The following is a 26,367-nucleotide window of genomic DNA, read 5'->3' on the forward strand; positions in this document are numbered from 1 at the left end:
GGCAGTTATCAACTTAACTCAAGCGGAACTTACCACCAAGCTTCAGCTTGAACACCGAAGTTCCAGTTGTCCTTGGAGGTATTGCCATCAAACGGCTTACCACTCATATCAGTATCATCAGCCGCCACATAGGAAGCAAACACACGGATTTCCGGACGGGCCCAGAAGCTGGAGCCAGCAGACCAAGCTTGAGCCAGGGTCAGCTTATAGCCGCTATCCTTCTGGCTAGCACCACTGGTGGACTTGTTCTTGTCCTGGAAGTAACCACCTTCAAAGATGGTCTTGTTGTAGTCATCCCACTTGTACATCGGACGAACGACAGCAGAGATAGCTTCCCACTTGTCGTTACCATCCCACATTTCGTTACCTACGCCGTAGACCAGCTGGTGACCCATTTCAACCTTACCACCCATCGGGATCACGCCCCAGTTGATGATACGGAAGCCATCGGCACCGCTCTTAGCTTCAGCACCGTACCAGGAGCCGTCACCATAGAAAGCCATGGTCTTGGAGTAACCTTCGGTACCATACTGCAACACGGTCTTGTTGAAGCCACCCAGCACACCGGCAGTCAGCTCGGCGGTCAGCATCACACCGTTCTTAGCGTCGTCATAATTGGTGTTAGAAGAGTCTTTTTGAGCATCGGTGGCGTTAACGATGGCGTAGTCTACGCCCAGCTCAAGGGAGGCATCTTGCCACAGCGGGATACCGGCATAGCGCAAGTCCAGAGTATTGACGTTGAGGTCGTCGTTGAAGTTCCAACCATCATTAGTACCGCTACGGTCGTTACGTACCCACGCGAGGGAGAGCTTGCCCGGACCAGCCTGAATGTTCTCGATACCGGCACCGGCACCGGAGATGTTCCAGTAGTAGAAGTCGGAGATGTGGATGTCGTGACGTTGGTAGAAGCGCTTACCGGCCCACAGAGTTTCGTTGCCACCGAACAGGTTCTTGGCCTGTACGTTGAACTGACGCAGAGCAAAGGTGGAGTCTTCTTTGTTCTCACAGTTGGCAACAACACCATCAGCACCAGTGCAGCGGAACTTAGACTCAGTGGATTCCCAGTCGTTGGAGCCGTTGGAGGTCATGGCAACCATGGAATCAACGTAGAAAGACTTGTTGTCCTTGTTAAATACTTCCTGACCCAGCTGGATTTCACCGTAGGTGTCTTTCTCGTTACCGAGACGGCCTACTTTCTTCTTACCATCGCCACCACCGAGGTTGGTCTGCATATCGCCGTCGCCGGAAACGCCGACGCCGGAGCGGAAGTAGCCGTGGAAATCAACGGCGGAGACAGAGGCGGAAGCCAGAGCAGCGGTCACTGCTGCTGCAATCGGGAGCCACTTTGCGTTCATGTTTAGTTCCTTTTTTCCCGTTGTGGATGTGTGTTCCTGAAAACTGGTAACTATCGAATCCTTACTATTTTCACGAGTCTGAAAATAGTGAGGACGATAACCGAGAGGGATTATAAGAAGTGGCAAAAGGAATAAACTATGAGGCAATTCACAAAACGATGACAAACGCTTCCGACAGAAATAAATGCAAAGCAAAACCAAAGGAAACCGGTTTCCACGCTAACTTACACTCAATAGTTATTGCTTTAATAAAAACATAACCACATGAAAGCGATATCAGTGGTTATTTCTCCACAAAAATAAACTGAATACAGCCTGTTTAAATAGTGAAAACATGACTGAAAGCGCTTTCTATAAGTGGGAGATATTTTCAGGAAAGAAAGAATAACTACTAGTAAGACCATGATGTCGTCTGATAATTCCATCATCAAACAGATAAATTATCAGAGTTAATACTCCACTTTTGTACTTGCCCTGCGAGCACCTGACACAACTCTCAAACCATTTTTTAGGGGGGCTTGAAGCCCCCCTATGTGTATCGCCCTTCTCTATAATGACCCACCTCTGCCTGGGTCAGAATGAAGTACGCCGGTAGCGGCGATATTCCGGGCGCCAGAAGTTCGCCTCGATGGCGCGATCGATCACCTCATCCGGGGTCTGTACTGCCTTGCCCTGCAACATGGCGGTCTTGGCCACCATCTTGGCGATATGACGCGACACCGCCTCGATATCCCCCAGATCCGGCAGCAGCGAATCACCACTACCCAGTACCAGCGGCGAACACTCTGCCAAGGCGCGGCTTGCCGACATCAGCATGGCGTCGGTCACCCGCTTGGCGCCACTCGCCAGCACCCCGAGGCCAATGCCGGGGAAGATGTAGGAGTTATTGCACTGGGCGATGGGGTAGAGCTTGCCCTTCACATCGACCGGCGCAAACGGGCTGCCGGTGGCCACCAGCGCCTGGCCATCGGTCCAGCGCAGGATGTCGGCCGGGGTCGCCTCAACCCGGGAGGTCGGGTTGGAGAGCGGGAAGACGATGGGGCGGGCACAGTGCTTGTGCATGGTGCGGATCACCTCTTCGGTAAACAGCCCAGGTTGGCCGGACACACCGATGAGGATGTCCGGGTGACCGTGCTCCATCACCTCCTTCAAAGAGATGTTGTCCCCCACCGGCCAGTCGGCCACCCGCTCAACCGGCTGGGAGAGGCGGCGCTGGAACTCGAGCTGGTTCGGGATCTTATCGGTGATCAGGCCGAATCGGTCCACCATGAAGACCCGGGCGCGCGCCTGGGCATCGGTGAGCCCCTCGGCCTTCATCTGGGCCACGATCTGCTCGGCGATGCCACACCCGGCGCTGCCGGCGCCGAGGAAGGCAACCCGCTTCTCCGAGAGCTTGGCCCCCGATGCCTTGCAGGCGGCAATAAGACTGCCAAGAGTCACGGCGGCAGTGCCTTGAATATCGTCGTTGAAGCAGCACAGCTCATCTTTGTAGCGGTTAAGCAGCGGCATGGCGTTGCCTTGGGCAAAATCTTCAAATTGCAGCAGCACATCGGGCCAGCGCCGCTTGACCGCCTGGATGAAGGCATCGACGAACTCGGCATACTCATCGCCGGCGATGCGCGGATTGCGCCAGCCCATGTAGAAGGGATCGTTTAGCATCTGCTGATTGTTGGTGCCCACATCCAGCACCACCGGCAGGCAGTAGGCCGGCGAAATCCCACCGCAGGCGGTATAGAGGGAGAGCTTGCCGATGGGGATCCCCATGCCACCGATCCCCTGATCGCCAAGGCCCAGGATCCGCTCACCGTCGGTGACCACGATCACCTTGACGTTCTGCTTGGTGGCGTTTTGCAGCATATCGTCGATGCGATCCCGATCCGGGTAAGAGATGAACAGACCGCGGGCGCGGCGATAGATGTTGGAGAACTCCTGGCACGCCTGCCCCACGGTCGGGGTGTAGATGATGGGCATCATCTCTTTGAGGTGGTTTTGCAGCAGACGGTAGAAGAGGGTCTCGTTAGTATCCTGAATGTTGCGCAGGTAGATATGGCGGTCCATGTCATTGCCAAACGCCTGGAACTGGCGGTAGGCGCGCTCGGCCTGCTCCTCAATGGTCTCGATGTTGTTGGGCAACAGCCCTTCGAGGTTGAACGAGGCCCGCTCTTCGGCGGTGAAGGCACTCCCCTTGTTGAGCAGAGGGGTTTCTAGCAGGGCCGGACCGGCATAGGGAATATAGAGAGGACGTTTCTGATTATTATCTTCAAACATGGCTGTTCACCTTCGTGTGGTTGCCAGCCGATACTAGGGAGTTCCTCCTGCAATATCAAATCCTGCCGAGCTCCCCACAGGCAGCCGTCCATGCTGGCGAAAAGCGCCTGGCGCCATGCCGCTGTGGCGGCGGAAGCGATTGGCAAAGTTGGCATCGTCACTGTAGCCAAGCCGGGCCGCCAGCTCGCTCAGCGGCCAGTCGGTGTAGAGCAGCCACTGCTTGGCTTTCTCCATCCGCAGCCGGGTCAACTGGGTCATGGGGCCGCAACCGAGCCACTGCCGGCAGAGCCGGTGCAGGTGCGCCGGCGAGCAGGGAAGCAGCGCCGCCATACTGGCCACACTCCACGGCTCGCCGAGGCGCGTTTCTATCTCACGAAACAGGGCTTGCAGCTTCAACCTTGAGGCCTCTCTCCCCTCCCCTTGCAGCGCCCGCTCCACCAGCGCCACCAACAGGGTCAGCAGATCTAGCAGCAGAGGGGAGCGCGCTGACTCCCCGTGCAGCAACTCCAGCAAATGATAAAGAGGCTGCACCTCGCCGCTTGGGTGCAATTGGCGGCCCACGCGATGTAAATGGCGCCAGCGCGGTACATCGTCGAGCAGCACCCAGCTTATCTGCCAACCGTCTCGCGCCAGGGCAAAGCCCCCCGCACAACCGGCGGGTAGAAACACCAACGAACCCGCAGGGATCGCTCGCTCCTGTCCCGGCAGCAGCAGGAGCCCCCCCTCGTTGTGGCTCATCAGCAGGATGTGAAAATCAGGTCGGTTGCGCCGGATGAGATAGTGATCGCGCAGGGTCGACAAGCCGGTCAAGAAGATACCGGTCTCCCCCAGCAGCGGCACGCCCTCGCGCCCCACCATTCGCTCCAGGCAGCCTGGTGCAATCTCGAGGCACTCATTTGCAAACCGTTCCATCGTCACTCCTTGCTAGTTTTGCACAACCAAGTGGATAGTCTGCCACAGCACAGACGAGCCAACTTTCCTTATCATATCCGGCATAGATGTTGATTTTTCTGATCCGGTTGGCAGCAATGATTCAATGGAAGGCAATTTTAAAACAAACTCAAGACCGCGACTTCATGCAGCGGCTGTGGCAGCTCGCACTACCGGTGTCGCTGCAATCTATGATGTTTTCCCTGCTCGGCCTCATCGATATCATGATGGTGAGTCAACTCGGCGCCACCGAGGTGGCGGCGGTGGGGTTGGGTAACCGGGTCTTCTTTTTTAACCTGCTGGTGATCGCCGGCTTGTGTGGCGGGGTATCGGTGCTGGCAGCCCAATACTTCGGCCGCGGCGATCTGGCCGGGGTTCGCCGCGCCTTGGCGCTGGCGCTGGCCGGCTCCCTGCTGGTTTCGCTGCCCTTTGTCCTGCTCTACACCTTGGCGCCCGGTCAGGTGATGGCACTGGCCACCGACGACGCCGTGCTGCGCCCACTGGCCGATCACTTTCTGCGTATCACCGGCCCCTCCCTGCTCTGCACAGCGCTGGTGATCCCGCTTGAAGCGGCGTTGCGCTCGGTCGGCAATGCTGCCGCCCCGACCCGCATTGGCCTGGTCACCATTCTGGCCAACGTGCTGTTTAACTATGCCCTTATCTTCGGCAACCTAGGTTGCCCGGAGCTGGGGGTGGCTGGCTCTGCCTGGGGCACAGTACTGGCCCGCCTGCTGCAAAGCGCGCTATTGCTCGGCTATTTGCTGCGCTGTGAGGCCCGCCTGTGGCCACGCCTGCCGGACTGGCTCGCGGCCATGCAGCGCCGCGAGATGCGCCGCTTCGGCTTCATCGCCTTGCCGCTGCTGGTGCATGACGGCTTGTGGGCCTTCGGCATGATGCTCTATGGCTTTCTCTACGCCCGGCTCGGGGTGGATGAGCTGGCCATCATGACCACGCTGGGGGCGCTGGAGGGGATCCTCATCTCCCTGTTCTTTGGCTTAGCCGTCGCCTGCTCCACCCTGCTCGGCCACAACCTGGGCGCCGAGCGCTATGAAGAGGCCTGGCAGCAATCCCAGCTATTTCTGCTGCTGGCTCCGCTTGGGGCGCTGCTGATCGGGCTGTGTGTCTGGGTGATGCAGGCACCGCTGCTGGCCTGGGTAGGCAACCTGCCCGCCGAGCTGAGCAGCCAGGCCAGCGAAGTGCTCGCCATCCTCTGCCTCGGTATGCTCATCAAGGTGTTCAATATGGTAGGGATCGTCGGGGTACTGCGCGCCGGCGGGGACATCAACTACACCATACTGGTCGACATCATCAGCATGTGGTGCATCGGTCTGCCGCTGGCGACGCTGGCGGTGGTGCTGCTGGGTTGGTCGCTGCCGGCCGTGGTGGCCGTGGTACTGCTGGAGGAGGTGAGCAAGGCCATCTTGGTGCTACAGCGCATCGGCCGCCGCCGCTGGCTGCGTAACCTGATCCTCGAGTGATCTGCGTCACATCAATGCATCGCGACGCAGGGTCGGTTATCATGCGCCAGCTTGATACATGAGGAGAGTTCTATGCGTTCAGAAAGAGCACCCATCAGCCAGGAAGAGCTGCTCACCATGGCCAACCGGATGATCCGCGAGCACGAGGATTTCATCCATGGCATGCAGGCCGACGCCGTCGAACAACGCGGCGATGTGCTGGTGTTCAAGGGAGAGTACTTCTTGGCCGACGATGGCACCCCGACCGGTAAGACCATGGCCGTGTTCAATATGTTTAAGTACCTGGCCCACCAGCTATCAGACAAGTACCAACTGGTCTGACTCAGCCCGCCATCGGCACCGAAGCCGGTGGCGGCTCCACCACCACGCAGTTGCGCCCGTCGATCTTGGCCTGGTAGAGGCTCTCGTCGGCCCGCCCAATCAGGCTCTGCGCCGAATCCCCCTTGCGCCCCATGGCCACACCAATGCTGACCGTCACCTCGATCAGGGTCTCGGTTGTCGGGCTCTTGACCTGGCGCGCCTCCACCGAGAGCCGCAGCCGCTCGGCCAGTCGCCGCGCCTCCTCCCGACCCCCCTCGTGACGCAGCAGAATGACAAACTCCTCCCCGCCGTAGCGTCCCAGCACCTGGGCCTGCTCCAACTGCTCGGCCAGGGTCGTGGCCACCGTGTGTAGTACCGCATCACCGGCCAGATGGCCGAACTCATCGTTGACCCGCTTGAAGCGATCGAGATCGATCAGCATCAGGGTCCACCCCTCACAGCCCTCCTCCTCGCAGAGTTGGCTGATCTTCTTCATCAGCAAGCGGCGGTTCATCATGCCGGTCAGTTCATCCGTGGTCGACTCACGATAGAGGCGCAGCAGCATGTTGAGCTGGCCGCACTGCACCCAGGCGGCGGCCAAGGTGAACATGCCGAGCAGCCAGAGCTGGTTGAGGGTCTCCATGCCAAATAACGGCTGGCCGAGCAGCAAGCAGCGACCGCCGAGCAGGCTCACGAAGATGAGCAGGGAGATGAGCAATCCCATCATCAGAGTCAGAGGGAACACCGCAAACAAGCTGATCATCAGATAGGGAAAGGCGGTGTAACCCACCTGTAGCTCGGCCGGGTTACCGAGCGCTACCATGCACGCCAGGGCGAAGGCGAGCATCACCCCCATCAGGTAGAACAGGGCTACCCGCATACGGCCAAGCCGGTAGTCGATAAAAAATGAGAAAGGGATGAGCGGTGAGAGGGCCAGGAAGGTGGTCATGCGCGCCTTGAGTAAGAAGGCGTGCAGGGCCGCATCCAGCGTCAACCAGTCGATCAGCGACCAAGCAGGGATGCCGAGCATCAACAATGCCGCCAGCCAGCGAAAGCGCACCGTCATGAACTCGACCCGAGTCATGGTGAAGTCTTGGGAGTGACAGGCCGCACTCCAGATCTCGGACAGTTTCAGCACCAGGCACCTTCCTTTCTTGCTTGCGAGCCTTCATTCTACTGGCAGCATCCCTGATAATCATGCGTCTTATGCCACACCCGACCGATCGACTGCCCCTCAGGCTGGTGGATGACCCCATCGCCGTATCCCCAACTGAAGGCCATGCCGCCGAGCTGCGGTGGCTGCGCAGCGTGGCCGGCGATGGGCAACCCACCGCCCGACTCTGGCGCCAGACCCGCGCCCTGATCGTCACCCGCAAGGATACCCGGCTGCCCCACTATGACGCGGCCTGCCAGGCCCTTGCTGCCCTCGGCTGGCCCGTGCATGTGCGCGACAGCGGCGGCACGGCGGTACCGGCTGGCCCCGGCATCCTCAACCTCTCCCTGTTCTTGCCCGTCATCCCCGGTGCCGCGCCTGATTACTACTACCAGCGTCTCGGAGCCCCACTGCTGACGACATTGGGCCGGCTCGGCCTCGATGCGCACTACGGCCCGGTACCGGGATCGTTTTGTGACGGCCGCTACAACCTGGTGGTGGGCGGGCTCAAGATCACCGGCACGGCCCTCTGGCATACATGCAGGGGCCGTCCTCGCCCACGCTATGGTGATGGTCGACGGCGACATGGATCTCGGCACCGAGATGGCGAGCCGCTTCTATGAGCTGGCCGGCAGCCCGACTCGCTTCCAGCCCGGCACCTCCACCACGGTGGCGGCCCAACTCGGTTGGCAAGGGAGCGAAGCGGCGCTGATCGAGCGCTGTCGCACCACCCTACTCAGCGAACTCGCTTAATCACACCACGGCAGAAACAAGCGAGCCCGGCACTGGCCGGGCTCGCGACTTTACCTACCCCTGCTATCACGCAGTCTGTGTCTGCGTCTCCTGCTCCTGCGATGCACTGGCAAAGAAGGCACGGGTTTCAGCCAGCACCACATGGCGCAAACCGATGAGGCCGATGAGGTTAGGGATCGCCATCAGGCCGTTGACGATGTCGGCCAGCAGCCAAATCATGTCCAAGTGCAGGAAGGCGCCGCACGCCACCAGCACCAGGAAGATGAGGCGATAAGGCTTGATGGCCTTGACCCCGAACAGGTACTCGGCGCAGCGCTCACCATAGTAGTTCCAGCCGAGGATGGTGGTGAAGGCAAAAAAGAGCAGCCCGATGCTCACCAGATACTGGCCGACGTGGGGATTGAGCCCCTGGGCAAAGGCGGCACTGGTCATGGCCGCGCCGCTCAGATCGCCGCTCCACACCCCGGTCACCACCAGGGTGAGACCGGTCATGGTGCAGATGATGATGGTGTCAAAAAAGGTGCCGGTCATGGAGACCAGTCCCTGCTCGACACACGAATCGGTCTTGGCCGCCGCCGCCGCGATGGGGGCTGAACCCAAACCAGATTCGTTCGAAAACACACCACGCGCCACCCCGGACTGGATCGCCAGCATGATGCCCGCGCCGACAAACCCGCCGGTCGCCGCCTGACCGCTGAAAGCGGAGGTGACCACCAGGGCGGCCGCCTGCGGCAGTGCCGCGGCGTTGGCGATCAGCACCCCAAGGCAGGAGACGATGTAAAAGAGCGCCATGAAGGGCACTATCTTGCTCGACACGCTGGAGATGGAGTGGATGCCCCCCAGGGTAACCATGGCCACCAACAAGGTCAGCACCACGGCTGTGGCCTCACGCGGCACCGAGAAGGAGAGGCTCATGGCGTCGCTGATGGCGTTGACCTGGGGAAAAGTCCCGATACCAAAGAAAGCTACCCCGATACCAAACAGGGCAAACAGCTTGGCCAGCGGTTTGGAGCCCAGTCCACGTTCGAGGTAGTACATGGGGCCGCCGGCCATCTGACCATTGGCGTCAGTAACCCGGTATTTGACCGCCAGCAGGCACTCGGCGTACTTGGTGGCCATGCCGAACAGGGCAGCCATCCACATCCAGAACAGGGCGCCAGGGCCACCGAGCTTGATGGCAGTGGCAACCCCGACAATGTTGCCGGTGCCGATGGTGGCCGACAGCGCGGTACACAAGGCACCGAAGCTCGAGACATCGCCCTCTTTGCCGTGTCCCTGATCGCGACCGAACACCAGACGCAACGCCTGCGGCAGGCGCACTATCTGCAACAACCCGAGGCGGAAAGTGAGGTAGATGCCGGTACCGACCAGCAGCATGAGCAGGGGCGGGCCCCAGATGAAGTTGTCGATGGCCTGTAAGGCCGATTGAATTGATGACATGCATCCTCCTTAAAATACAGCTAGTTAAGGAGGAGAAGGATGATCTTCCCAATAGCAATACGATCGCAGAGGCGATGCGAAGGGCATAAGCCCGGGTACAACCATCCCATCCCCTCTGTCCTTTTGCCTGAGAGTTTCCGGCTACCGCACGGGTCGGTAGCCTTGCTCCTTCGGCGCCCGATTCAACGGGTCTCTCCAGAGTATCGTCCAGTGGCAGTCCACACCGGTTGCCCGGTACCTGAAAGATTCACTTCTTCGGTGGATGGTTCCCCATCGCTCTCCTGCCACCTTCATCCGAACTAAATTTGGATTAGGCCGGGCTATGGTAATAAAAAAAGTGTGATCTGTCCCGCATCGGCTCGATTTTTTCTCCCCCTATATGGTAGGTCAGCAGCATCAACCAGCGCCGATCCGGCCCAGATATGACAACAGCAGATTCCCCTTTCGTCTCGAACAGAAATACTCGCCAACATATCCAGTCACCACTGTTGCACAAATGCGCAATCTGCCGATAATCACGCGCATAACTAAGCACCTCATGGGAGGCCTTAGTTCGGGTCACTCTTGACCCTTCGCCTGAGCCGGCCGCCGCCGGTTCACTGTCACAGGACTGGGCCCACGCCCCCTAAGGATGATCACACGACAATGAACGAGACCTCTCTGGCTCTGGATTACCGCCAACTGGTTGAACAACACGGCTCTCCCCTGCTACTCCTCGACAAGGCCGCCGTCCGCAAGCAATACCGGGCTCTGGCCGCCGCCCTCCCCGATGTGCGTCTGCATTATGCCCTCAAACCCCTGCCCCACCCGGCGCTGGTTGAGGTGCTCAAGGAAGAGGGAGCCTGTTTCGATCTGGCCACCAATGGCGAAGTGGATCTGGTCAAAAGCCAGGGAGTCCGCCCCGGTCGCTGCATCCATACCCACCCCATCAAGCGTGACGGCGATATCTGCCACGCCCTGGAGTACGGCTGCACCGTGTTCGTGTATGACAACCCGTGGGAGCTCGACAAGTTCCTGCCCTACAAGGACGAAGTGAAGCTGCTGCTGCGGGTGAGCTTCCCCAATCCCGAGACCAAGGTCGATCTCTCCAAGAAGTTCGGTTGCACCCCGGAGCAGGCCCTGCCCCTGATGCAACTGGCCCAGGCCAAGGGTCTCAAGGTCATGGGATTGTCGTTCCACGTCGGCTCCCAGGTGCCCAACGCCAAGCGCCACGTGCAGGCCATCGACGCCTGCCGCGAGATCCTCGAGCAGGCGTGGGAGCTGGGTCTCAAACCCTGGGTGCTGGATATCGGTGGCGGCTTCCCGGTCGATTATGAGGGGGGCGATCTCGACATCGACGCCTTCTGCGCCCCGATCCGTGAAGCGCTAGCCAAGCTGCCCGCCACAGTGCAGCGCATCGCCGAGCCGGGCCGTTTCATCTCGGCGCCGGCCATGACCTCGGTGGCCAGTGTCATGGGCAAGGCCCATCGTGGCGACAAGCTGTGGTACTACCTGGATGACGGTCTCTATGGCAGCTACAACGGCCAACTGTATGACCATGTCACCTACCCGGTGAGCGTGCCCTATGCCGACGGCGAGCCGCACCGCAGCGTGCTGGCCGGCCCGACCTGCGACAGCGTGGACGTCATCCGTGATGACATCGTTCTGCCGGAGCTGGAGATCGGCGATCTGGTGGTGGGGCGCGTCATGGGCGCCTACACCTGGGCCTCCGCCTCGACCTTCAACTTCTTCCCCAAGGCCGACATCCTGGTGATCGACTCAAGCCAACTGGGTAAGAAGCTGACCGCAGTGGCCTGAGAAACCACACCATCACGCCATGAAAAAGGGGAGCCTCGGCTCCCCTTTTCGCTACCTGTGATCTCAGAACTGGCTCGCCAGCAGCCAGCCGGTATAGGCAAAGAACGAGACCAACAGCAGCCCCCCCTCGAGGCGGTTGATGCGCCCCTGCCCTTTGCGGGCGACACACATGATCAGCAGCACCAGCGTCAGTGCCATCATCACACTCCAGTCGCGCGAGAGCACCAGCGGATCGACGTCGAGCGGGTGGATGCCGGCGGCGATGCCGACCACAGCCAAGGTATTGAAGACGTTGGAGCCCAGCACGTTGCCAAGGGCCAGATCATGTTCCTTCTTCCGGATGGCCATCAGTGAGGAGGCAAGCTCCGGCAGCGAGGTGCCGATGGCCACTATGGTCAGGCCGATGACCAGATCGCTGATGCCGAGCCCGTGCGCCACCTCGACGGCGCCCCACACCAGCAGGCGCGAGGCCCCTACCAGCAGCACCAGGCCCAGCACCAGCCAGAACAGGGCCGATTTCAGGCTCATCCCCTCTGCGTCGAGGTCGTCTTGCATCTCGGTATCGAGGGCATCCCCCCGCCCGCGCATCCCCTGCCAGATCGACCACCCCATCAGGAGGAAGAAGACCACCAGCAGGATCAGCGCATCTCCCTGACCCAGATTCCCGTCGATGAGCAGGGCGCCGGAGAGCAGAGTGATACCCAGCAGCAAGGGGATCTCTTTGCGCACTACCTGAGAGGCGACGGCAATGGGGCTGAGCAGGGCGGTGAGGCCGAGGATCAGCGCGATGTTGGTGATGTTGGAGCCGTAAGCATTGCCGAGCGCCAATCCCGGATTACCCTGGGAAGCGGCCAGCGCCGACACCACCATCTCAGGGGCCGAGGTGCCAAAGCCGATGATCACCATGCCGATGAGCAGCGGCGGCATCCCCGCATAGCGGGCGGTGGCGGCCGCTCCGTCAACAAACTTGTCAGCACTCCAGACCAACAGCGCCAGTCCGACCAGGATGGCCAGCAGGGGAAGCGTCATGGGCAGATCCTCTCACAAAACGGATAGAGAAACAGGCGGGCCTGCACGCAGGCAGGCCCGAAACGTTCGCCAGTGTAAACCGTCGGCGATGAATTTACAGCAGGGCAAGCAGACTCTCGGCGTCGGAGACCTCGAACTGACCCGGCGCCTCGACTCGTAGCCGGGTCACCACCCCATCGTCGGCGATCAAGGCAAAGCGCTGGGCACGCAGACCGCCAAATGCCCCGGTCTCTTTGCCAAGCCCCAACTTGGTCACGAAACAACCATCTCCATCTGCCAGCATGGTGATCGCCTCGGCGTTCTGCTCCCGCTGCCAGGCGCGCATCACGAAGGCATCGTTGACCGACAGGCAGCACAGTCCGTCCACCCCGCAGGCGGCGAACTCGTCGGCTTTGACCACATAGCCAGGCAGATGGGCATTGGAGCAGGTGGGGGTAAAGGCGCCGGGCACGGCAAACAGCACGATACGCTTGCCGCCAAACAGATCGCGGCTGCTGCGCGTTACCTTCCCCTCCGGGGTGATGAAGGTAAATTCGTGGTCGGGCAGTGTGCTTCCTTCGCTGATCATGGCAGGCTCCTTTGCGGGTAAAGTCGCTAGAATAGCGGCTCTGACAGTGTGATAACACCGGCCAAGGCCTGGGGTTATCGAGAAAAAGCGCCGCGCTGGCGCAGCGCCTCGATGGCGATGAGAGAATCGGGAGTGAACTCGGCGGCGCGCTCGGCGATCTCATCTAGGGTCAGCTCGAGCACGGCCGCCACCTCCTCCGCCTGCAAGGTCAGTGCACCGTCATAGGTGCACAGGTAGAGGCCACCCCAGACATGGTAGTTCTCCCCCTTGGCGTGGAAGGTGCCAAACCCCTCGAGCGGCACGCCGACGATGCCAAGCTCTTCGCCCAGCTCACGCAGCGCGCTCTCGTCGTACTGCTCGCCGGCGCTCACCACGCCGCCACAGCAGGCATCGAGCATGCCGGGGCAGAAATCCTTGCTGAGGGTTCGCCGCTGCACCACCACACGGCCATCACCGCGCCGCACCAGGATGTAGGTGGCCCGGTGGGCCAGGTTGTCTCTGCGCACCTCGTCACGGGGTGCGATGCCCACCGCCTGGTTCTTCTCGTCTACCACATCGACCAGTTCCATGCCTGCTCCTTTGCTCTAGCAAGGGCGACAGTATAAGAGGCTCGAGGGCAAACGCCACCCCTCAGTGGGCCAGGATCTGGGAGAGAAAGGCGCGGGTACGCTCCGACTGGGGATGACCGAAAAAGGCGCCGGGCTCGTTCTCCTCCACGATCTGGCCGCGATCCATGAAGATGACCCGATCCGCCACCTCCTTGGCAAAGCCCATCTCATGGGTCACGCAGAGCATGGTCATCCCCTCTTGGGCCAGCTCGACCATCACATCGAGCACCTCGCGCACCATCTCAGGGTCGAGCGCCGAGGTCGGCTCGTCAAACAGCATCACCTCCGGGTTCATGCAGAGACTGCGGGCAATCGCCACCCGCTGCTGCTGCCCGCCGGAGAGCTGCCCCGGGTACTTGAGGGCCTGATCCGGAATGCGTACCCGCTCGAGAAACTTCATCGCCAGCGCCTCGGCCTCTTTGCGCGGCCGCTGCTGTACCCAGATTGGGGCCAGGCAGCAGTTCTCCAGCACGGTGAGGTGGGGAAACAGGTTGAAGTGCTGAAACACCATGCCGACGCTGCGCCGCACCTGCTCGATCTGCTTGAGATCCGAGGTCAGCGGCGTGCCCTTGACGATGATGTCGCCGCGCTGGTGCTCCTCGAGCCGGTTGATGCAGCGGATCATGGTCGACTTGCCCGAGCCCGAGGGGCCGCAGATGACGATCTTCTCCCCCCGGCTGACTTGCAGATTGATGTTGCGCAGCACATGGAACTCGCCGTACCACTTGTTCACATCCTTAAGCTCTACCACTACCTGATGGGCATCCATGTCACTTCTCTCCTAACGCTTGTGGCCTGTGTGCAGCTTGCCTTCCAGATGGATGGAGTAGCGCGACATGCCGAAACAAAATATCCAAAACACCAGGCCGACGAACAAATAGGCCTCGGTGGAGAACCCAAGCCAAGCCGGATCGGCCAGCGCCACCTTGGAGATGGCCAGCAGATCGAACAGGCCGATGATGAGCACCAGACTGGTGTCTTTAAACAGGGAAATGAAGGTGTTGACGATCGAGGGGATGGCGATTTTCAGCGCCTGCGGCAACACGATCAGTCCCATCGCTCTCCAGTAGTTAAACCCCAGAGCCGCCCCAGCCTCGTATTGCCCCTTGGGCACCGCCTGCAAACCACCGCGCACCACCTCGGCCATGTAGGCCGACTGGAACAAGATGATGCCGATCATGGCCCGTAGCAGCTTGTCGATCTCAACGCCTGTGGTGACGAAAAGGGGCAGCATGACCGAGGCCATGAACAGCACAGTAATAAGCGGCACCGCCCGCCAGAACTCGATATAGACCACGGAAAACGCGGCGATGACCGGCATCTTGGAGCGGCGCCCCAGAGCCAGTAGCACCCCTAGCGGCAAGGCGAACACCATGCCGGTGAGGGCCAGCACCAGAGTCAGCATCAGGCCGCCCCAGAGGTTGGTTGACACCACCTCAAGCCCGGCGCCGCCGTGAATGAGCCACCAGGCCAGCGGCGGGAAGCCGAGCAGGGCAAAGAGACCAAGCCGCCCCTTGCCAGGCAGGCGCGGCAAGAGCAGCCCGGCAATCAGCGAAGCCAGCAGGGCAAACACCAGATTGATCCGCCAATAGAGTTCGGGCGGGTAGAAGCCATAGATAAACTGGTTCAAGCGATGGCCGATGAAGGCCCAGCAGGCCCCCTCGCTGCTGCACGCAGCCCGGCTCTCTCCTTGCCAGGTGGCCGAGAGCAGGGCCCACTGCAAGAAATGCCACAAGGGCGGCAGCAACAGATAGAGCAGCGCCAAGGTGAGCAGAGCACTCCACCAGTTAGGGAACAGCCGGTGGCGCAGCCAGCCAAGGACACCGCTGCGCTGGCAAGGCGGCGGCAGGGTCGGTTGCAGCTCATAGATTGCCATAGTGACTCCTTAACGCTCGACCAGCGCTATCTTGCGGTTGTACAGGTTCATCAGGATCGAGGTACCAATACTGATGGTGAGATAGACCGCCATGGTCATGGCGATCACTTCGATCGCCTGACCAGTCTGGTTGAGGGTGGTGCCCATGAAGACCGAGACCAGATCCGGGTAACCGATGGCGGTGGCCAGCGACGAGTTCTTGGTCAGGTTCAGGTATTGGCTGGTCAACGGCGGGACTATGACCCGCATCGCCTGCGGGATGATCACCAGACGCAAGGTCTGCAAGTTAGAGAGGCCCAGCGCATGGGCCGCCTCGCTCTGCCCGTGCCCAATGGCGAGGATCCCCGAGCGCACCGTCTCAGCGATAAAAGCGGCGGTGTAGATGGTCAGCGCGGTGAGCAGCGCAGCCAACTCGGGCAGCACGGTTACCCCACCGTGGAAGTTAAAGCCGCGCAGCTCAGGCAGGCTCCAGTGCATCGGCAGACCGGTGGCAAGGGCCGCGATCCCCGGCAGCAGCACCAGCAGCGCCAGATAAGAGCGCCACAGCGGGAACGCTCTGCCGGTGAGCGCCTGACGGCGGCGGGCATAACGGCTAACCCCCCAGCACAACGCCAGCGCCAGCAGCAGGGCCAGCGCAATCCAGCCGGCGCCGGCCTCCCACTCAGGGCTGGGTAGGTAGAGGCCGCGCACGTTGAGAAACACCCCGTCGCCGATCGAGAGGCTCTCGCGCGGCGATGGCAGGGCTCGCAGCACCGAGAAGTACCAGAAGAAGATCTGCAACAACAGCGGAATGTTGCGAAACGTCTCGATATAGAGGGCAGCGAGGCGCGACAGCAACCAGTGGTTGGACAGGCGCATCACGCCGATGGCAAAGCCGAGCAAGGTCGCCAGCACAATACCGAGCAACGAAACCAGCAAGGTATTGAGCAGCCCGACCACGAAGGTGCGACCGAAGCTATCGGTCTCGCTGTAGGGGATGAGGCTCTGCAAAATGCCAAAGCCTGCCGTGTTGTGCAAAAAGGCAAACCCGGTGGTGATGCCGCGCGCCTCCAGGTTACTCAGGGCGTTGTGCACTATGTAGACGAGCACACCAACCACAGCGGCGATGGCGATCAATTGAAACAGCAGGGCACGCCAGCGGGCATCATTCCACCAGTGGGCCGGCCCTTGCGAGGATGTGGTTCTTGACATCATGGAACCCACTCCGATTACGGTGAGAAGATGGCCGGGGCAACCCCGGCCATGGGAGATCAGCGGACGGGGGGGGCGTACATGAAGCCGCCCTTATTCCACAGCGCGTTAATGCCGCGGTCGATCTTCAAGGGCGAGCCGCTGCCGACGTTGCGATCGAACACTTCGCCATAGCTGCCGACCTGCTTGATGATGTGGTAGGCCCACTTGTCATCGAGCCCCAGCACGCTCCCCTTGGGCTCTTCCAGCCCCAACAGACGGCGCACGTCCGGGTTGTCTGACTTGAGCATGCCGTCCACATTGGTCGAGGTCAGCCCCGCCTCCTCGGCGTTGAGCATGGCGAACAGGGTCCAGCGCACTATCTTGAACCACTGATCGTCCCCTTGGCGTACGGCCGGCCCCAGCGGCTCTTTCGAGATCACTTCCGGCAGTACCATGGCCTCCTCGGGTTTGGAGAGCTTGACCTTGAGGGCGTAGAGCTGGGACTGATCCGAGGTGAGCACATCGCAGCGCCCCGATTCAAACCCCTTGACGGTCTGATCCGAGGTGTCGAACACCACGGGGGTGTACTTCATGCCGCCATTAGCCCGGAAGTAGTCGGCGACGTTGAGCTCGGTGGTGGTGCCAGACTGGATACAGATGGCCGCCCCATCGAGCTCCTTGGCACTCTTCACCCCGAGCGACTTGTTGACCAGGAAACCCTGACCATCGTAGTAGGCGGTGCCGACGAAAGTCAGCCCGAGGGAGGCGTCACGGGTCAGGGTCCAGGTGGTGTTGCGTGAAAGGATGTCCACCTCACCGGACTGAAGGGCAGTGAAGCGCTCCTTGGCGGTGAGGGAGACATATTTCACCTTGCCCGCATCCCCCAGCACGGCGGCAGCAACGGCGCGGCAAACATCCACATCCATCCCCTGCCACACGCCCTTGGCATCGGGGTTGGAGAAGCCGGGCAGGCCATCGCTGACCCCGCACTGCACGAACCCCTTCTTCTTGACCGAATCGAGGGTGCTTTCAGCGGCCCATACCTTGCCGGCGCTGGTCAATGCCAGTAGCGCAGCGATCCCTGCATTCCACATCCTTGTCATGTTTTACACCTCACCCGTTAGATGAAAATACTGGAAGAACCTCTTCCACCAACGATTTGCACCATATCCAGCGGACAAAAAACCTGTCAATCGGTGCAAACAAGCCCAAACATGGTGCAACAGCACAAAAAACCACTGAGTGGGCAGGGATGGTGACAATCATCGTGCGCCCCCGGCGCTCACCCCATGCTCTGCTCCCGCCTTCCGACCTGACCCCCATGATTTTTTTTCACGCCAGGACCACCACGCACCGAAATGGTGCCCATGGCGCACTCGCCAATTCACATATTTACAACAACGCAAAGTCATCATTGGTACTTATAAAAACAATTCCGCAACACCCTTGTTCCTACACGATCGCTGCGGCACCACAGGGCGTGGCATGACCCGGCAATTCGGGTTAATGAGGGGGAATAAGAGAATCTTTATGCAGGGGAAAGGTGGGGTTCAGATTCAGCAGCAAGAACGCACATTATGTGCAAACCTGTTCATCTTGCTGTCATCCTTTGGATGTATAGTGCAAATCACCATATAACACAGAGAAAATCAGATGAAAGTTTTTAAACGCTTTTCTCCGATCCAAATCGCCCGTTATGTGAAAAGTTTCCACAAGGGAGCCTTTGCCGTGGAATCGGTGGGCGAGTTTGAATTCGAGGCGGGCATGATCAGGGTCGATCGGCTGCCGCAACACCAGAAGCGCGCCTTAGCAGGCAAGGTCAACACCCTGCTGCGCTCCTTGCGCCCCGAGCTGCCTTCTTATTGCTGACGTGGGGATCACTCCCCCACTGGGCCATTCTCTATCTCGGTGACCGTGCCATTGACCACGGTCACCATCTGCATGAAGCGTTGCTTACCGAAGTTATAGGTCCAGCGCTCACCGTACTTCACCGTGATCCGCGCCCCGAAGCCGTTCTCTTCAAAACGGGTCAGATCCTCCTTAAGCAGCGGCGGCCCACACTTAACCAGCAGCAGCGCCGTGCTGTCCCCCTCCGTGATGAGCGCATCCTTGCAACGCACCGTATCGGCTTGTGCGGCTCCCCCTATCAGCGCCAACACCATGACCATCCATTTGCTCATCTCCCTTCCTCCGCGTCGAGCTGCCCGCCCTTGACTATACGCCAGCGGCCATAAAAAAGAGGGCGGCCCATGGGCCGCCCTCCTCTGCTCGACGTCGAATTACAGGATATCCAGCAGCTCGACTTCAAACACCAGCGCCGAGTACGGCGGGATGGAGCCGGCACCACGGGCGCCGTAGGCCAGATCCTGCGGGATGTAGAGCTTCCACTTGGAGCCAACCGGCATCAGTTGCAGCGCCTCGACCCACCCCTTGATGACGCCGGTCACCGGGAACTCGGCCGGCTGGCCACGGCTGACGGAGCTGTCGAACACACGGCCGTCGGTGAAGGTGCCGTGGTAGTGTACGCGCACGGACTGACCGGCCACCGGCTTCTCGCCATTGCCTTCCACCAGCACTTCGTACTGCAGACCGGAGTCCGTCATCTGCACCCCATCGCGCTTGGCGTTGTCAGCCAGGAAGGCTTCGCCATCGGCGGCAGCGGCCTTGGCGGCGGCTTCCTGCTCGGCTTGCATGCGCTCGGTGATGACGCCGAAGGCGTCATTGATGTCGTCACGGCTCACGGCAAACTCGAGGCCGTTGAGGGCATCGGCAAGACCCTGTTGCAGGGCCGGAATATCCAGGCCGCTGAAAGCTTGCTGGGCCAGTTGATCGCCCATGTTACGGCCGATGCCGTAGCTGGCCTTCTGTTCGATGGTGGAGTATTGGGACATGTGTCTCTCGCTTGTCTCGCGGGTTAATGAGGGGGCGATGATAACAAAGCCGACGGCCGCTGTCGTGTCAGCCGAGCAGCTGGCGCACGGCGCGAATCTTGTCTGCGTCGACCACATTGATGCGGCCGTCGTCGTTGCTGCCCATGGCGACGCCACTTTGCAGCGCACTGCCGCGCCACACCATGCCGGACATGTGTACCTCGCTCACCGCGCAGGCGGCCAGAATTTTCTGCACGTTGCCGGCATTCACCCCCGCCCCCGGCATCAGGCTGGCTCGTCCAGCCAACTGGCGCTGCATCTCGCCCAGGGTCTGCAATCCGGCTTCGGCACTGGCGGCCTGGCCCGAACTGAGAATCCGCTCACAGCCCGCAGAGACAATCACCTCGAGATCGGCCCGCCAGTCGCACGAGAGATCGATGGCGCGGTGAAAGGTCACGCCCAGCGGCCCTGCCGCTTGTACTAGGCGTTCAAGGGCATCGCCGGGCACCCGGCCGGTGTCATCGAGCAGCCCCACCACCACCCCTTGCAGGCCGGCCTGGCGGGCGGCAGCGATATCCAGCGCCATCAGCGCCAACTCGGCATCCGAGAAGCAAAAATCACCGGCTCGCGGCCGGATCATGGCGTAGACCGGAATACGGGCATGGTGCGCCGCCTGTTGCATCAGGCCGAAGGAGGGGGTGAGCCCCCCCAGAGCAAGCGCACTGCACAGTTCGATGCGATCGGCCCCTGCCGCTTGCGCGGTGTGCAAGGACTCCAGATTATCGATACAGACTTCGAGCTTGGTCATTTGCCTCTCCGGCCCGCTGGCCTTAATGGATAACATTGAGCAGCGCCGCCCCGCGCACCCCGCCAGCCCCGCCGAAACGGGCTTCGCGGATCGCCGGCAACACCACGCCAGAGAGCAAGTGGCCGGGCAGACGCAGCGGCAACTGTTCATAAAGCACAGGCAGGGCGCTCACCCCTCCCCCCAGTACCACCACATCGGGGTCCAGGGTGGAGAGGGCACAGGCCAGCCCTGCGCTCAACACCTCCAGCCAGCAGTCGATGGCTGCCTCGGCATGAGGCTCCTTGCCATAAAAACGCGCCACCACCTGCTGACCGCTCAGGCGCTCGCCGCTGAAGTGGTGATAAAGGCGCTCAAGACCGTTGCCGGAGGCCAGTGTCTCGACGCAGAGCAGGCGGCCACAGCCACAGCGCAGGCGCGGCAACTCGGGATACTTGAGCAGCAGGGTGCCCGGCAGCGGATAGTGGCCGATCTCCCCGGCCAACCAGTTGCGTCCCTGATGGATGCGGCCGTTGAGATAAATGCCGCCACCAATCCCCGTGCCAATGGTCATGCCGAGCGCCGAGCGAGCACCGTCAGCCGCTCCCCCCTGCACTTCCGACCAAAGAAAACAGTTGGCATCGTTGTCAACAGCCACCGGCCGGTCCAGACGCTCGGACAGATCGCGCTCCAGATGGCGGCCATGAATGGCGGGCAGGTTGGCCGCCACTATGCTGCCATCCTGTGGATTGAGGATCCCCGGAAATCCGACCCCGACAGAGCCACGCGCCCCGAAGCGCACGTCAGCCTGACGCACCAGCTCGGTCAGCAGGGTCAGCAGTGCCTCGTAATCCTGCGTCGGGGTCGCAACTTGCAGCTCCTGGCGCAGCGCCAGTGCCCCGTCGTAGGCGGCAAACGCCACCTTGGTGCCACCAATATCAAAACCGTAATACATGCCCTCTCCCTGCCTGCGGCTCAGCCACGCTCCCTATTGCACAGCACCATTTTATTAATTTGCATAAAAAATAAAGTGATGGCGGGCGTAAAACCCGGATTCAGAGGGAGCGCGCCAACCTGTGCTGCACGCAATCATGGCCGAGCGACACCAGGGTGCGCCGCTCTCCGGTCGGCCGGAAACCTTGCCGGAAGTAAAACCCGGCACCGATGCGGTTGCCCGCCAGCAGCCACAGGTGTACCACGTCGCAGCCGGCGCGGCGCATCTGCAAGGCGACCGCATGCCACAGCCGCTGGCCCAGCCCTTGCCGCCAATGGGAGGGATGCAGATAGAGGGCGCGGATCCAGGCCTGCGTCCCCTCCTGCTGCCAGTAGAGCAGCCCGACCGGCGCCTCATCGACGCACACCAGCATGGGCCTTGCCCCCTCCTCAAGCCGGCGCTGCCATACCTGCTCGTGTTCGGCCTCGCTCATCTGCTCGAGCAGGTCGTTGCCAAGCACGCTGGCATAGGCCCCCAGCCAGCTGGCCCGTTGCAGTTGCGCCATGGCGGCGGCATCCTGTGGCCGCGCCATGCGCAGGGTTACAGCTTGCACTGGGGACGCAACCCGGCCGCCTGGGCGGCGCGATAGAGCGGCTCGACCTGCGGCTGCAACTTTTGCAAGGTGACGATGCGCTGATCATCGCTTGGGTGGGTGGAGAGCAACACCGGGGGTTTCTCGCCACCGCTGGCCGCCCCCATCCGCTGCCACAGGGTCACCGCCTGGGCCGGATTGAAGCCGGCGCGGGCCATCAGCTCGAGGCCCATCTGATCGGCCTCGCTCTCTTGGGCTCGGCCGTAAGGGAGCAGCACCCCGACCTGCACCCCGAGCCCCAGCGCCGCCATGGTGGCACCGCCATATTCCGAGGAGCCGAGCGCCACATTGGCCGCCGCCATGCCCATGTCAGCCAGCTGGCTGCGCGAGAGGCGCTCATTGGAGTGCTGGGCCAGCACGTGGGTCAGCTCGTGGCCGATGACGGTGGCCAGCTGATCCTGGTTCTGGGCCACCTTGAGGAGCCCGGTATAGACCCCGACCTTGCCGCCCGGCAGGGCGAAGGCATTGACCTCCTTGGAGTCAAACACCACCACCTCCCAGCTGCTGATGCCGTAGCTGGCCGGCACCTGGGCGGTCACCGCCTTGGTCACGCACTGCACATAGGCATTGGTCTTGGCATCCTTGCTCACCTTCTCTTGCTGCTTCATCTGGGTAAAGGAGTCGGCACCCAGCTGGCTCATCTGCTGGGGCGAAAAGAGCAGCATCTGGTTACGGCCGGTCGGTGACTGGGCACATCCGCTCAGCAGGGCGGCGCACAGCAGGCTAACGGCAAAGGCGGGTACGGTGCGGGACATGGTCGACAATCCTTGGTAGAAGACACCCCTGTATTGTCAAAAATGGTGACGCCCGGTGCAAGGACAACGGGCGTCTGAAGAGAACAAAACGGGCCCCGCAGGGCCCGCTTCGACAAGCTGTGACTTACATCAGCCCCAGCTTTTTAAGATCGTTCTCCACCACCTTGCCCGGCAGCGGGATGTACCCGTCCTTGGCCACGATGCTCTGACCGGTCTTGGAGAGGATCATCTTGATGAACTCCTGCTCCATCGGAGAGAGCGGCTTGTTCGGGTGCTTGTTCACGTAGACGTAGAGGAAGCGTGACAGGGGATACTTGCCGGTCAGCGCGTTCTGCTCAGTTGCCTCGACAAAGGTCTTGCCATCCTTGGAGAGCGGCACGGCGCGCACGCCGGAGGTGACATAACCGATGCCGGAGTAGCCGATGCCGTTGAGGGAGGAGGAGACCGACTGCACCACGGAGGCGGAGCCCGGCTGCTCGTTCACGCCACTCTTGAAATCCCCCTTGCACAGGGCGTGCTCCTTGAAGTAGCCATAGGTACCGGAGACGGAGTTGCGGCCATAGAGCTGGATATCCTTGGCGGCCCACTCACCGGTCAAGCCGACGTCAGACCAGCGGGAAGCCTGCTTGGCGCCACCACACTTGAGGGTGCTGGAGAAAATGGAGTCAACCTGCTCCATGGTCAGCCCCTTGACGGGGTTGTCTTTGTTGACGAACACGGCCAGGGCATCCACCGCCACCGGGATCCCGGTCGGCTTGTAGCCGTAGCGCTTCTCGAATGCCTCGATTTCACCGGCCTTCATCTCACGGCTCATGGGGCCGAATTGAGCCACGCCTTCGGTCAGTGCGGTCGGCGCGGTCGAAGAGCCGGCAGCCTGGATCTGCACGTTCACGTTCGGGTACATGCGCTTAAATTCTTCGGCCCACAGGGTCATCATGTTGGCCAGAGTATCGGAGCCTACCGACGACAGGTTGCCCGAGATGCCGCTGATCGGCTGATAGTCAGGCAGCGAGCTGTCAACAGCAGCAGCCATGCTGTGGGCGGAAAACAGGGCGACAGTAGACAGTCCAATAACGCCAGCCAATTTGTTGAGTTTCATCCAATCTCTCCAAAGGTAACAAGGGTCTGTTCCAAGACGGCGCCAGTATCTGGCCTGCCAATGACAAAAATATTGATCATCCGTGACACTTTCATGACACGGTTAAAGAAAATGCCATCTATTCGAAAAGCACAAGGGCTGCCCATGGCAGCCCTTGTTTTTGCGCGCCATCAGGCACTTTTCCGTTGATCCACCAGCAAAGGAGGAGGCACCAAAAAGCTAAAACGGCTCCCTTTGCCAACCCGGCTTTCAATATCGAGATGGGTATCGTGATGGCTCAGGGCATGCTTGACGATGGCCAGCCCCAGTCCCGATCCCCCAGTCTGGCGTGAGCGGGCGCGATCGACCCGGTAGAAACGCTCGGTCAGGCGGGTCAGGTGCTCGGGTGAAATCCCCTCCCCTTCGTCGGTCACCGCAAACAGGGCCCCGGCCCCCTGACGGCGCCACTCCACCGTGATGGCCCGACCTGCCGGTGTGTAGTGCACCGCGTTGTAAACCAAGTTGGAGACGGCGCTGCGCAACAGATCCGGATCACCATAGAGCTTGAGATCGGGTTGGATCTCGAAACGGAACACATGTTTTCGCTCACCGGAAAGGGTTCGCGCCTCTTGCTCGAGGATCGCCAGCATCGCCGGTATGTCAACGATACGGGTGAGATCCACTTCACTTGCCGCCTCAATGCGAGACAAGGTCAGCAGTTGATTGACCAGGTTGTCCATCCGCTGCGCCTGCTCCGACATGACCCTGTGGGTCTTGTCCCACAGGCCGGGGGGCGGCAGCTCCTCGGTCATCTCGAGATAGCCTTTTAGTACGGTGAGCGGGGTACGCAGTTCATGAGAGACGTTGGCCACGAAGTGCTTGCGGGTCTTCTCTAGACTACGCAAACGCGTCACGTCACGCGCCACCAGCATCGCCTGATCGATGGCATAGGGCATGATGCGAAACTCGAGTAGCTTCTCTTCATTGTTGGGGGAAGGTAACTCGAGCGGCTCCTCGTAATTTCCCTTGGCGAGGTAATCCGTAAAGGCGGGGGCGCGGATCAGGTTGCCGATGTGCTGGCCGGCATCCTCGGGCCAGCGAAAACCGAGCATCTTCTCGGCCAACCGGTTGCACCAGAGAATACTGCCATCCTCACGATAGACCACAGCAGCATCAGGCAGCGCCTCCGCCCCCTCACGAAAGCGGCGGATAAGGCCTGCCAGCTCGCGACGGCGGCTGCGCTGGCGCTGCTGCAACTTGTAGATACCGTTGAAGATATACTCCCAACTGCCGCTGCCGGTGGGGGGCACCAGGCTGCGGTCATGCCACAGCCAGTAGGCCAGCCGGTGCTGCTGCTGATAGTGCCAGATGAGGTGCAACACGGTCGCGGCCAGCAACACTTCGGCCAGATGACCCACCAGCCAGCCTACCAAGGCAAAGGGGGCATAGAAGCCCACCATCCGCCACAGCTGCCGGCGCCAACTATATGGTTGCAACATAAGGGTTCCTACAGCCGGGTCGAGAAGCGATAGCCTGCCCCGCGTACAGTCTGGACCAAACGATCATGGCCGGTCTCTTCGATGGCTTTGCGCAGTCGGCGGATGTGCACGTCCACGGTGCGATCCTCCACATAGACATTGGTGCCCCACACATTGTTAAGCAGCTGCTCGCGGCTGTAAACCCGCTCAGGATGGGTCATGAAAAAGTGCAGCAGCTTAAATTCGGTCGGCCCCATGTCGAGCGCCTTGTCCTCAACACTGACCCGGTGGGAGAGCGGATCGAGGCGCAACCCCTGTACCTCGATCGCCTCTTCCACCGAGGTGGGCGAGACGCGGCGCATCACCGCATGCAGGCGGGCCGTCAGCTCCTTGGGAGAGAACGGCTTGGTGATGTAGTCATCGGCGCCAGCCTCAAGGCCACGTACCTTGTCCTCCTCCTCGCCGCGAGCGGTGAGCATCACCACCGGGATCTGGCGGGTCATCTCATCTTGCTTGAGCTGCTTGAGGAACTGGATCCCGCTGCCCCCCGGCAGCATCCAATCCAGCACGATGAGTTCGGGGTAGGGCTCCTTGAGCTTGGCCAGTCCGTCCTCAAAGTCCTGGGCTTCGATGGCTTCATAACCCTTCTGCTCCAGCACGAAGCAGAGCATCTCGCGGATGGGGGCCTCGTCCTCGACCACCAGAATTCGCTTTGCCATTTCCCTTCTCTCTCCCATGTGAAGATATGTGCGCCAATTATTGGAAGTTTGTGTGACAGTTTTATGACTTTAGCGGCCGTTATCGAGTCCGCCCAGCCCCCAGAGCCCCCCCCGTAGCACGGCAGCACCGCCCGCTAGGCCAGTTCGATACGGCCCCTGTTTTTTTCTTGTGAGAATTATTTCTTTTTGTAACAACCATTTCGCCCCCCTTTCCCTCCTACCTTCACCGCAAAAACACGCCACTCGAAAACGCTACCATCCCTTTCAGAATACCGATGTGCTGAAAGTTCCATGGGATTGGACTCGATTTTTTGCACTCGGTCATAGTTTTGAACTTTCCCCCTCCGGAGCGATTGATATTTCGCACCG

Annotated in this window: 25 protein-coding genes, 1 pseudogene and 1 riboswitch; of the genes and pseudogenes, 5 read left to right on the plus strand and 21 right to left on the minus strand. The window is 60.9% G+C overall.

Annotated elements, in window-relative coordinates; all coding sequences use genetic code 11:
- Positions 1–29: 29 nt before the first annotated feature.
- From FE240_RS11765 to FE240_RS11775, 3 genes are all read right to left on the minus strand, one after another.
- A complete protein-coding gene (locus tag FE240_RS11765) occupies positions 30–1,355 on the minus strand; it encodes a maltoporin (protein ID WP_042048101.1) in 1,326 nt (441 codons plus the stop codon).
- A gap of 573 nt (positions 1,356–1,928) precedes the next feature.
- Positions 1,929–3,623, minus strand: a complete 1,695-nt coding sequence (locus tag FE240_RS11770; RefSeq protein ID WP_193001135.1) for an NAD-dependent malic enzyme — start codon at positions 3,621–3,623, stop codon at positions 1,929–1,931.
- A 33-nt stretch (positions 3,624–3,656) separates the two neighbouring features.
- Complete coding sequence (locus FE240_RS11775) at positions 3,657–4,535, minus strand: helix-turn-helix transcriptional regulator (protein WP_226798797.1); 879 nt, start codon at positions 4,533–4,535, stop codon at positions 3,657–3,659.
- A gap of 116 nt (positions 4,536–4,651) precedes the next feature.
- On the opposite strand from FE240_RS11775, the gene FE240_RS11780 reads away from it, so the two are divergent.
- Both FE240_RS11780 and FE240_RS11785 read left to right on the plus strand, forming a co-directional pair.
- The gene (locus tag FE240_RS11780; RefSeq protein ID WP_193001137.1) at positions 4,652–6,031 is read left to right on the plus strand and encodes an MATE family efflux transporter; all 1,380 of its coding nucleotides are present in this window, start codon (positions 4,652–4,654) and stop codon (positions 6,029–6,031) included.
- Between the two features lie 72 nt (positions 6,032–6,103).
- Positions 6,104–6,352: a YciN family protein gene (locus FE240_RS11785; RefSeq protein ID WP_193001139.1), complete on the plus strand. Its 249-nt coding sequence runs from the start codon at positions 6,104–6,106 to the stop codon at positions 6,350–6,352.
- Between the two features lies 1 nt (position 6,353).
- Here FE240_RS11785 and FE240_RS11790 read toward each other — a convergent pair whose 3' ends face one another.
- Entirely contained in the window at positions 6,354–7,469 is a 1,116-nt protein-coding gene (locus FE240_RS11790; RefSeq protein WP_193001141.1) for a GGDEF domain-containing protein, read from the minus strand.
- 89 nt (positions 7,470–7,558) lie between these two features.
- Here FE240_RS11790 and FE240_RS11795 point away from each other — a divergent pair.
- Positions 7,559–8,237, plus strand: a pseudogene (locus FE240_RS11795) (lipoyl protein ligase domain-containing protein).
- Positions 8,238–8,303: 66 nt separating this feature from the next.
- Here FE240_RS11795 and FE240_RS11800 read toward each other — a convergent pair.
- Positions 8,304–9,677, minus strand: coding sequence for an alanine/glycine:cation symporter family protein (locus FE240_RS11800; RefSeq protein WP_193001143.1), 1,374 nt, complete (start codon positions 9,675–9,677; stop codon positions 8,304–8,306).
- 105 nt (positions 9,678–9,782) lie between these two features.
- A riboswitch (glycine riboswitch) is annotated at positions 9,783–9,886 on the minus strand.
- Between the two features lie 436 nt (positions 9,887–10,322).
- Here FE240_RS11800 and FE240_RS11805 point away from each other — a divergent pair.
- Positions 10,323–11,474 (plus strand): type III PLP-dependent enzyme, encoded by a 1,152-nt coding sequence (locus FE240_RS11805; RefSeq protein ID WP_193001144.1) that lies wholly within the window; start codon positions 10,323–10,325, stop codon positions 11,472–11,474.
- 63 nt (positions 11,475–11,537) lie between these two features.
- On the opposite strand, the gene FE240_RS11810 is transcribed toward FE240_RS11805, so the two are convergent.
- From FE240_RS11810 to FE240_RS11840, 7 genes are all read right to left on the minus strand, one after another.
- Positions 11,538–12,503 (minus strand): calcium/sodium antiporter, encoded by a 966-nt coding sequence (locus tag FE240_RS11810; RefSeq protein WP_193001146.1) that lies wholly within the window; start codon positions 12,501–12,503, stop codon positions 11,538–11,540.
- A 94-nt stretch (positions 12,504–12,597) separates the two neighbouring features.
- A complete protein-coding gene (locus FE240_RS11815; protein ID WP_193001148.1) occupies positions 12,598–13,071 on the minus strand; it encodes a peroxiredoxin in 474 nt (157 codons plus the stop codon).
- 74 nt (positions 13,072–13,145) lie between these two features.
- A complete protein-coding gene (gene yfcD / locus FE240_RS11820; RefSeq protein WP_193001150.1) occupies positions 13,146–13,640 on the minus strand; it encodes an NUDIX hydrolase YfcD in 495 nt (164 codons plus the stop codon).
- A 61-nt stretch (positions 13,641–13,701) separates the two neighbouring features.
- On the minus strand, positions 13,702–14,448 hold the full coding sequence (locus tag FE240_RS11825; protein ID WP_193001152.1) for an amino acid ABC transporter ATP-binding protein: 747 nt from the start codon (positions 14,446–14,448) through the stop codon (positions 13,702–13,704).
- 12 nt (positions 14,449–14,460) lie between these two features.
- Positions 14,461–15,555 (minus strand): amino acid ABC transporter permease, encoded by a 1,095-nt coding sequence (locus FE240_RS11830; protein WP_193001154.1) that lies wholly within the window; start codon positions 15,553–15,555, stop codon positions 14,461–14,463.
- A 9-nt stretch (positions 15,556–15,564) separates the two neighbouring features.
- Positions 15,565–16,749: an amino acid ABC transporter permease gene (locus FE240_RS11835; protein ID WP_226798799.1), complete on the minus strand. Its 1,185-nt coding sequence runs from the start codon at positions 16,747–16,749 to the stop codon at positions 15,565–15,567.
- 56 nt (positions 16,750–16,805) lie between these two features.
- Positions 16,806–17,831: an amino acid ABC transporter substrate-binding protein gene (locus tag FE240_RS11840; protein WP_193001156.1), complete on the minus strand. Its 1,026-nt coding sequence runs from the start codon at positions 17,829–17,831 to the stop codon at positions 16,806–16,808.
- Between the two features lie 550 nt (positions 17,832–18,381).
- On the opposite strand from FE240_RS11840, the gene FE240_RS11845 reads away from it, so the two are divergent.
- Positions 18,382–18,597, plus strand: a complete 216-nt coding sequence (locus tag FE240_RS11845) for a DUF1107 family protein (RefSeq protein WP_193001158.1) — start codon at positions 18,382–18,384, stop codon at positions 18,595–18,597.
- Positions 18,598–18,605: 8 nt separating this feature from the next.
- On the opposite strand, the gene FE240_RS11850 is transcribed toward FE240_RS11845, so the two are convergent.
- The 9 genes from FE240_RS11850 to phoB form a co-directional block, all read right to left on the minus strand.
- Positions 18,606–18,908, minus strand: coding sequence for a DUF2845 domain-containing protein (locus FE240_RS11850; protein WP_193001160.1), 303 nt, complete (start codon positions 18,906–18,908; stop codon positions 18,606–18,608).
- 99 nt (positions 18,909–19,007) lie between these two features.
- Positions 19,008–19,619: an FKBP-type peptidyl-prolyl cis-trans isomerase gene (locus FE240_RS11855; RefSeq protein WP_193001162.1), complete on the minus strand. Its 612-nt coding sequence runs from the start codon at positions 19,617–19,619 to the stop codon at positions 19,008–19,010.
- 67 nt (positions 19,620–19,686) lie between these two features.
- Positions 19,687–20,406, minus strand: coding sequence for a copper homeostasis protein CutC (locus tag FE240_RS11860; protein ID WP_193001164.1), 720 nt, complete (start codon positions 20,404–20,406; stop codon positions 19,687–19,689).
- Between the two features lie 22 nt (positions 20,407–20,428).
- Positions 20,429–21,337 (minus strand): ROK family protein, encoded by a 909-nt coding sequence (locus FE240_RS11865; RefSeq protein ID WP_193001166.1) that lies wholly within the window; start codon positions 21,335–21,337, stop codon positions 20,429–20,431.
- 100 nt (positions 21,338–21,437) lie between these two features.
- A complete protein-coding gene (locus FE240_RS11870; RefSeq protein WP_193001168.1) occupies positions 21,438–21,929 on the minus strand; it encodes a GNAT family N-acetyltransferase in 492 nt (163 codons plus the stop codon).
- Complete coding sequence (locus tag FE240_RS11875; RefSeq protein ID WP_193001169.1) at positions 21,917–22,723, minus strand: M48 family metallopeptidase; 807 nt, start codon at positions 22,721–22,723, stop codon at positions 21,917–21,919. Before FE240_RS11875 ends, FE240_RS11870 begins: the two co-directional genes overlap by 13 nt.
- Positions 22,724–22,847: 124 nt before the next feature.
- A complete protein-coding gene (locus FE240_RS11880) occupies positions 22,848–23,822 on the minus strand; it encodes a PstS family phosphate ABC transporter substrate-binding protein (RefSeq protein WP_193001170.1) in 975 nt (324 codons plus the stop codon).
- A gap of 170 nt (positions 23,823–23,992) precedes the next feature.
- Positions 23,993–25,300, minus strand: coding sequence for a phosphate regulon sensor histidine kinase PhoR (gene phoR, locus FE240_RS11885; protein WP_193001171.1), 1,308 nt, complete (start codon positions 25,298–25,300; stop codon positions 23,993–23,995).
- Between the two features lie 8 nt (positions 25,301–25,308).
- Positions 25,309–25,998, minus strand: coding sequence for a phosphate regulon transcriptional regulator PhoB (gene phoB / locus FE240_RS11890; RefSeq protein WP_193001172.1), 690 nt, complete (start codon positions 25,996–25,998; stop codon positions 25,309–25,311).
- Positions 25,999–26,367: the final 369 nt, after the last annotated feature.

It is taken from the genome of Aeromonas simiae (assembly GCF_014892695.1).
GTDB classification, from domain to species: Bacteria; Pseudomonadota; Gammaproteobacteria; order Enterobacterales; family Aeromonadaceae; genus Aeromonas; species Aeromonas simiae.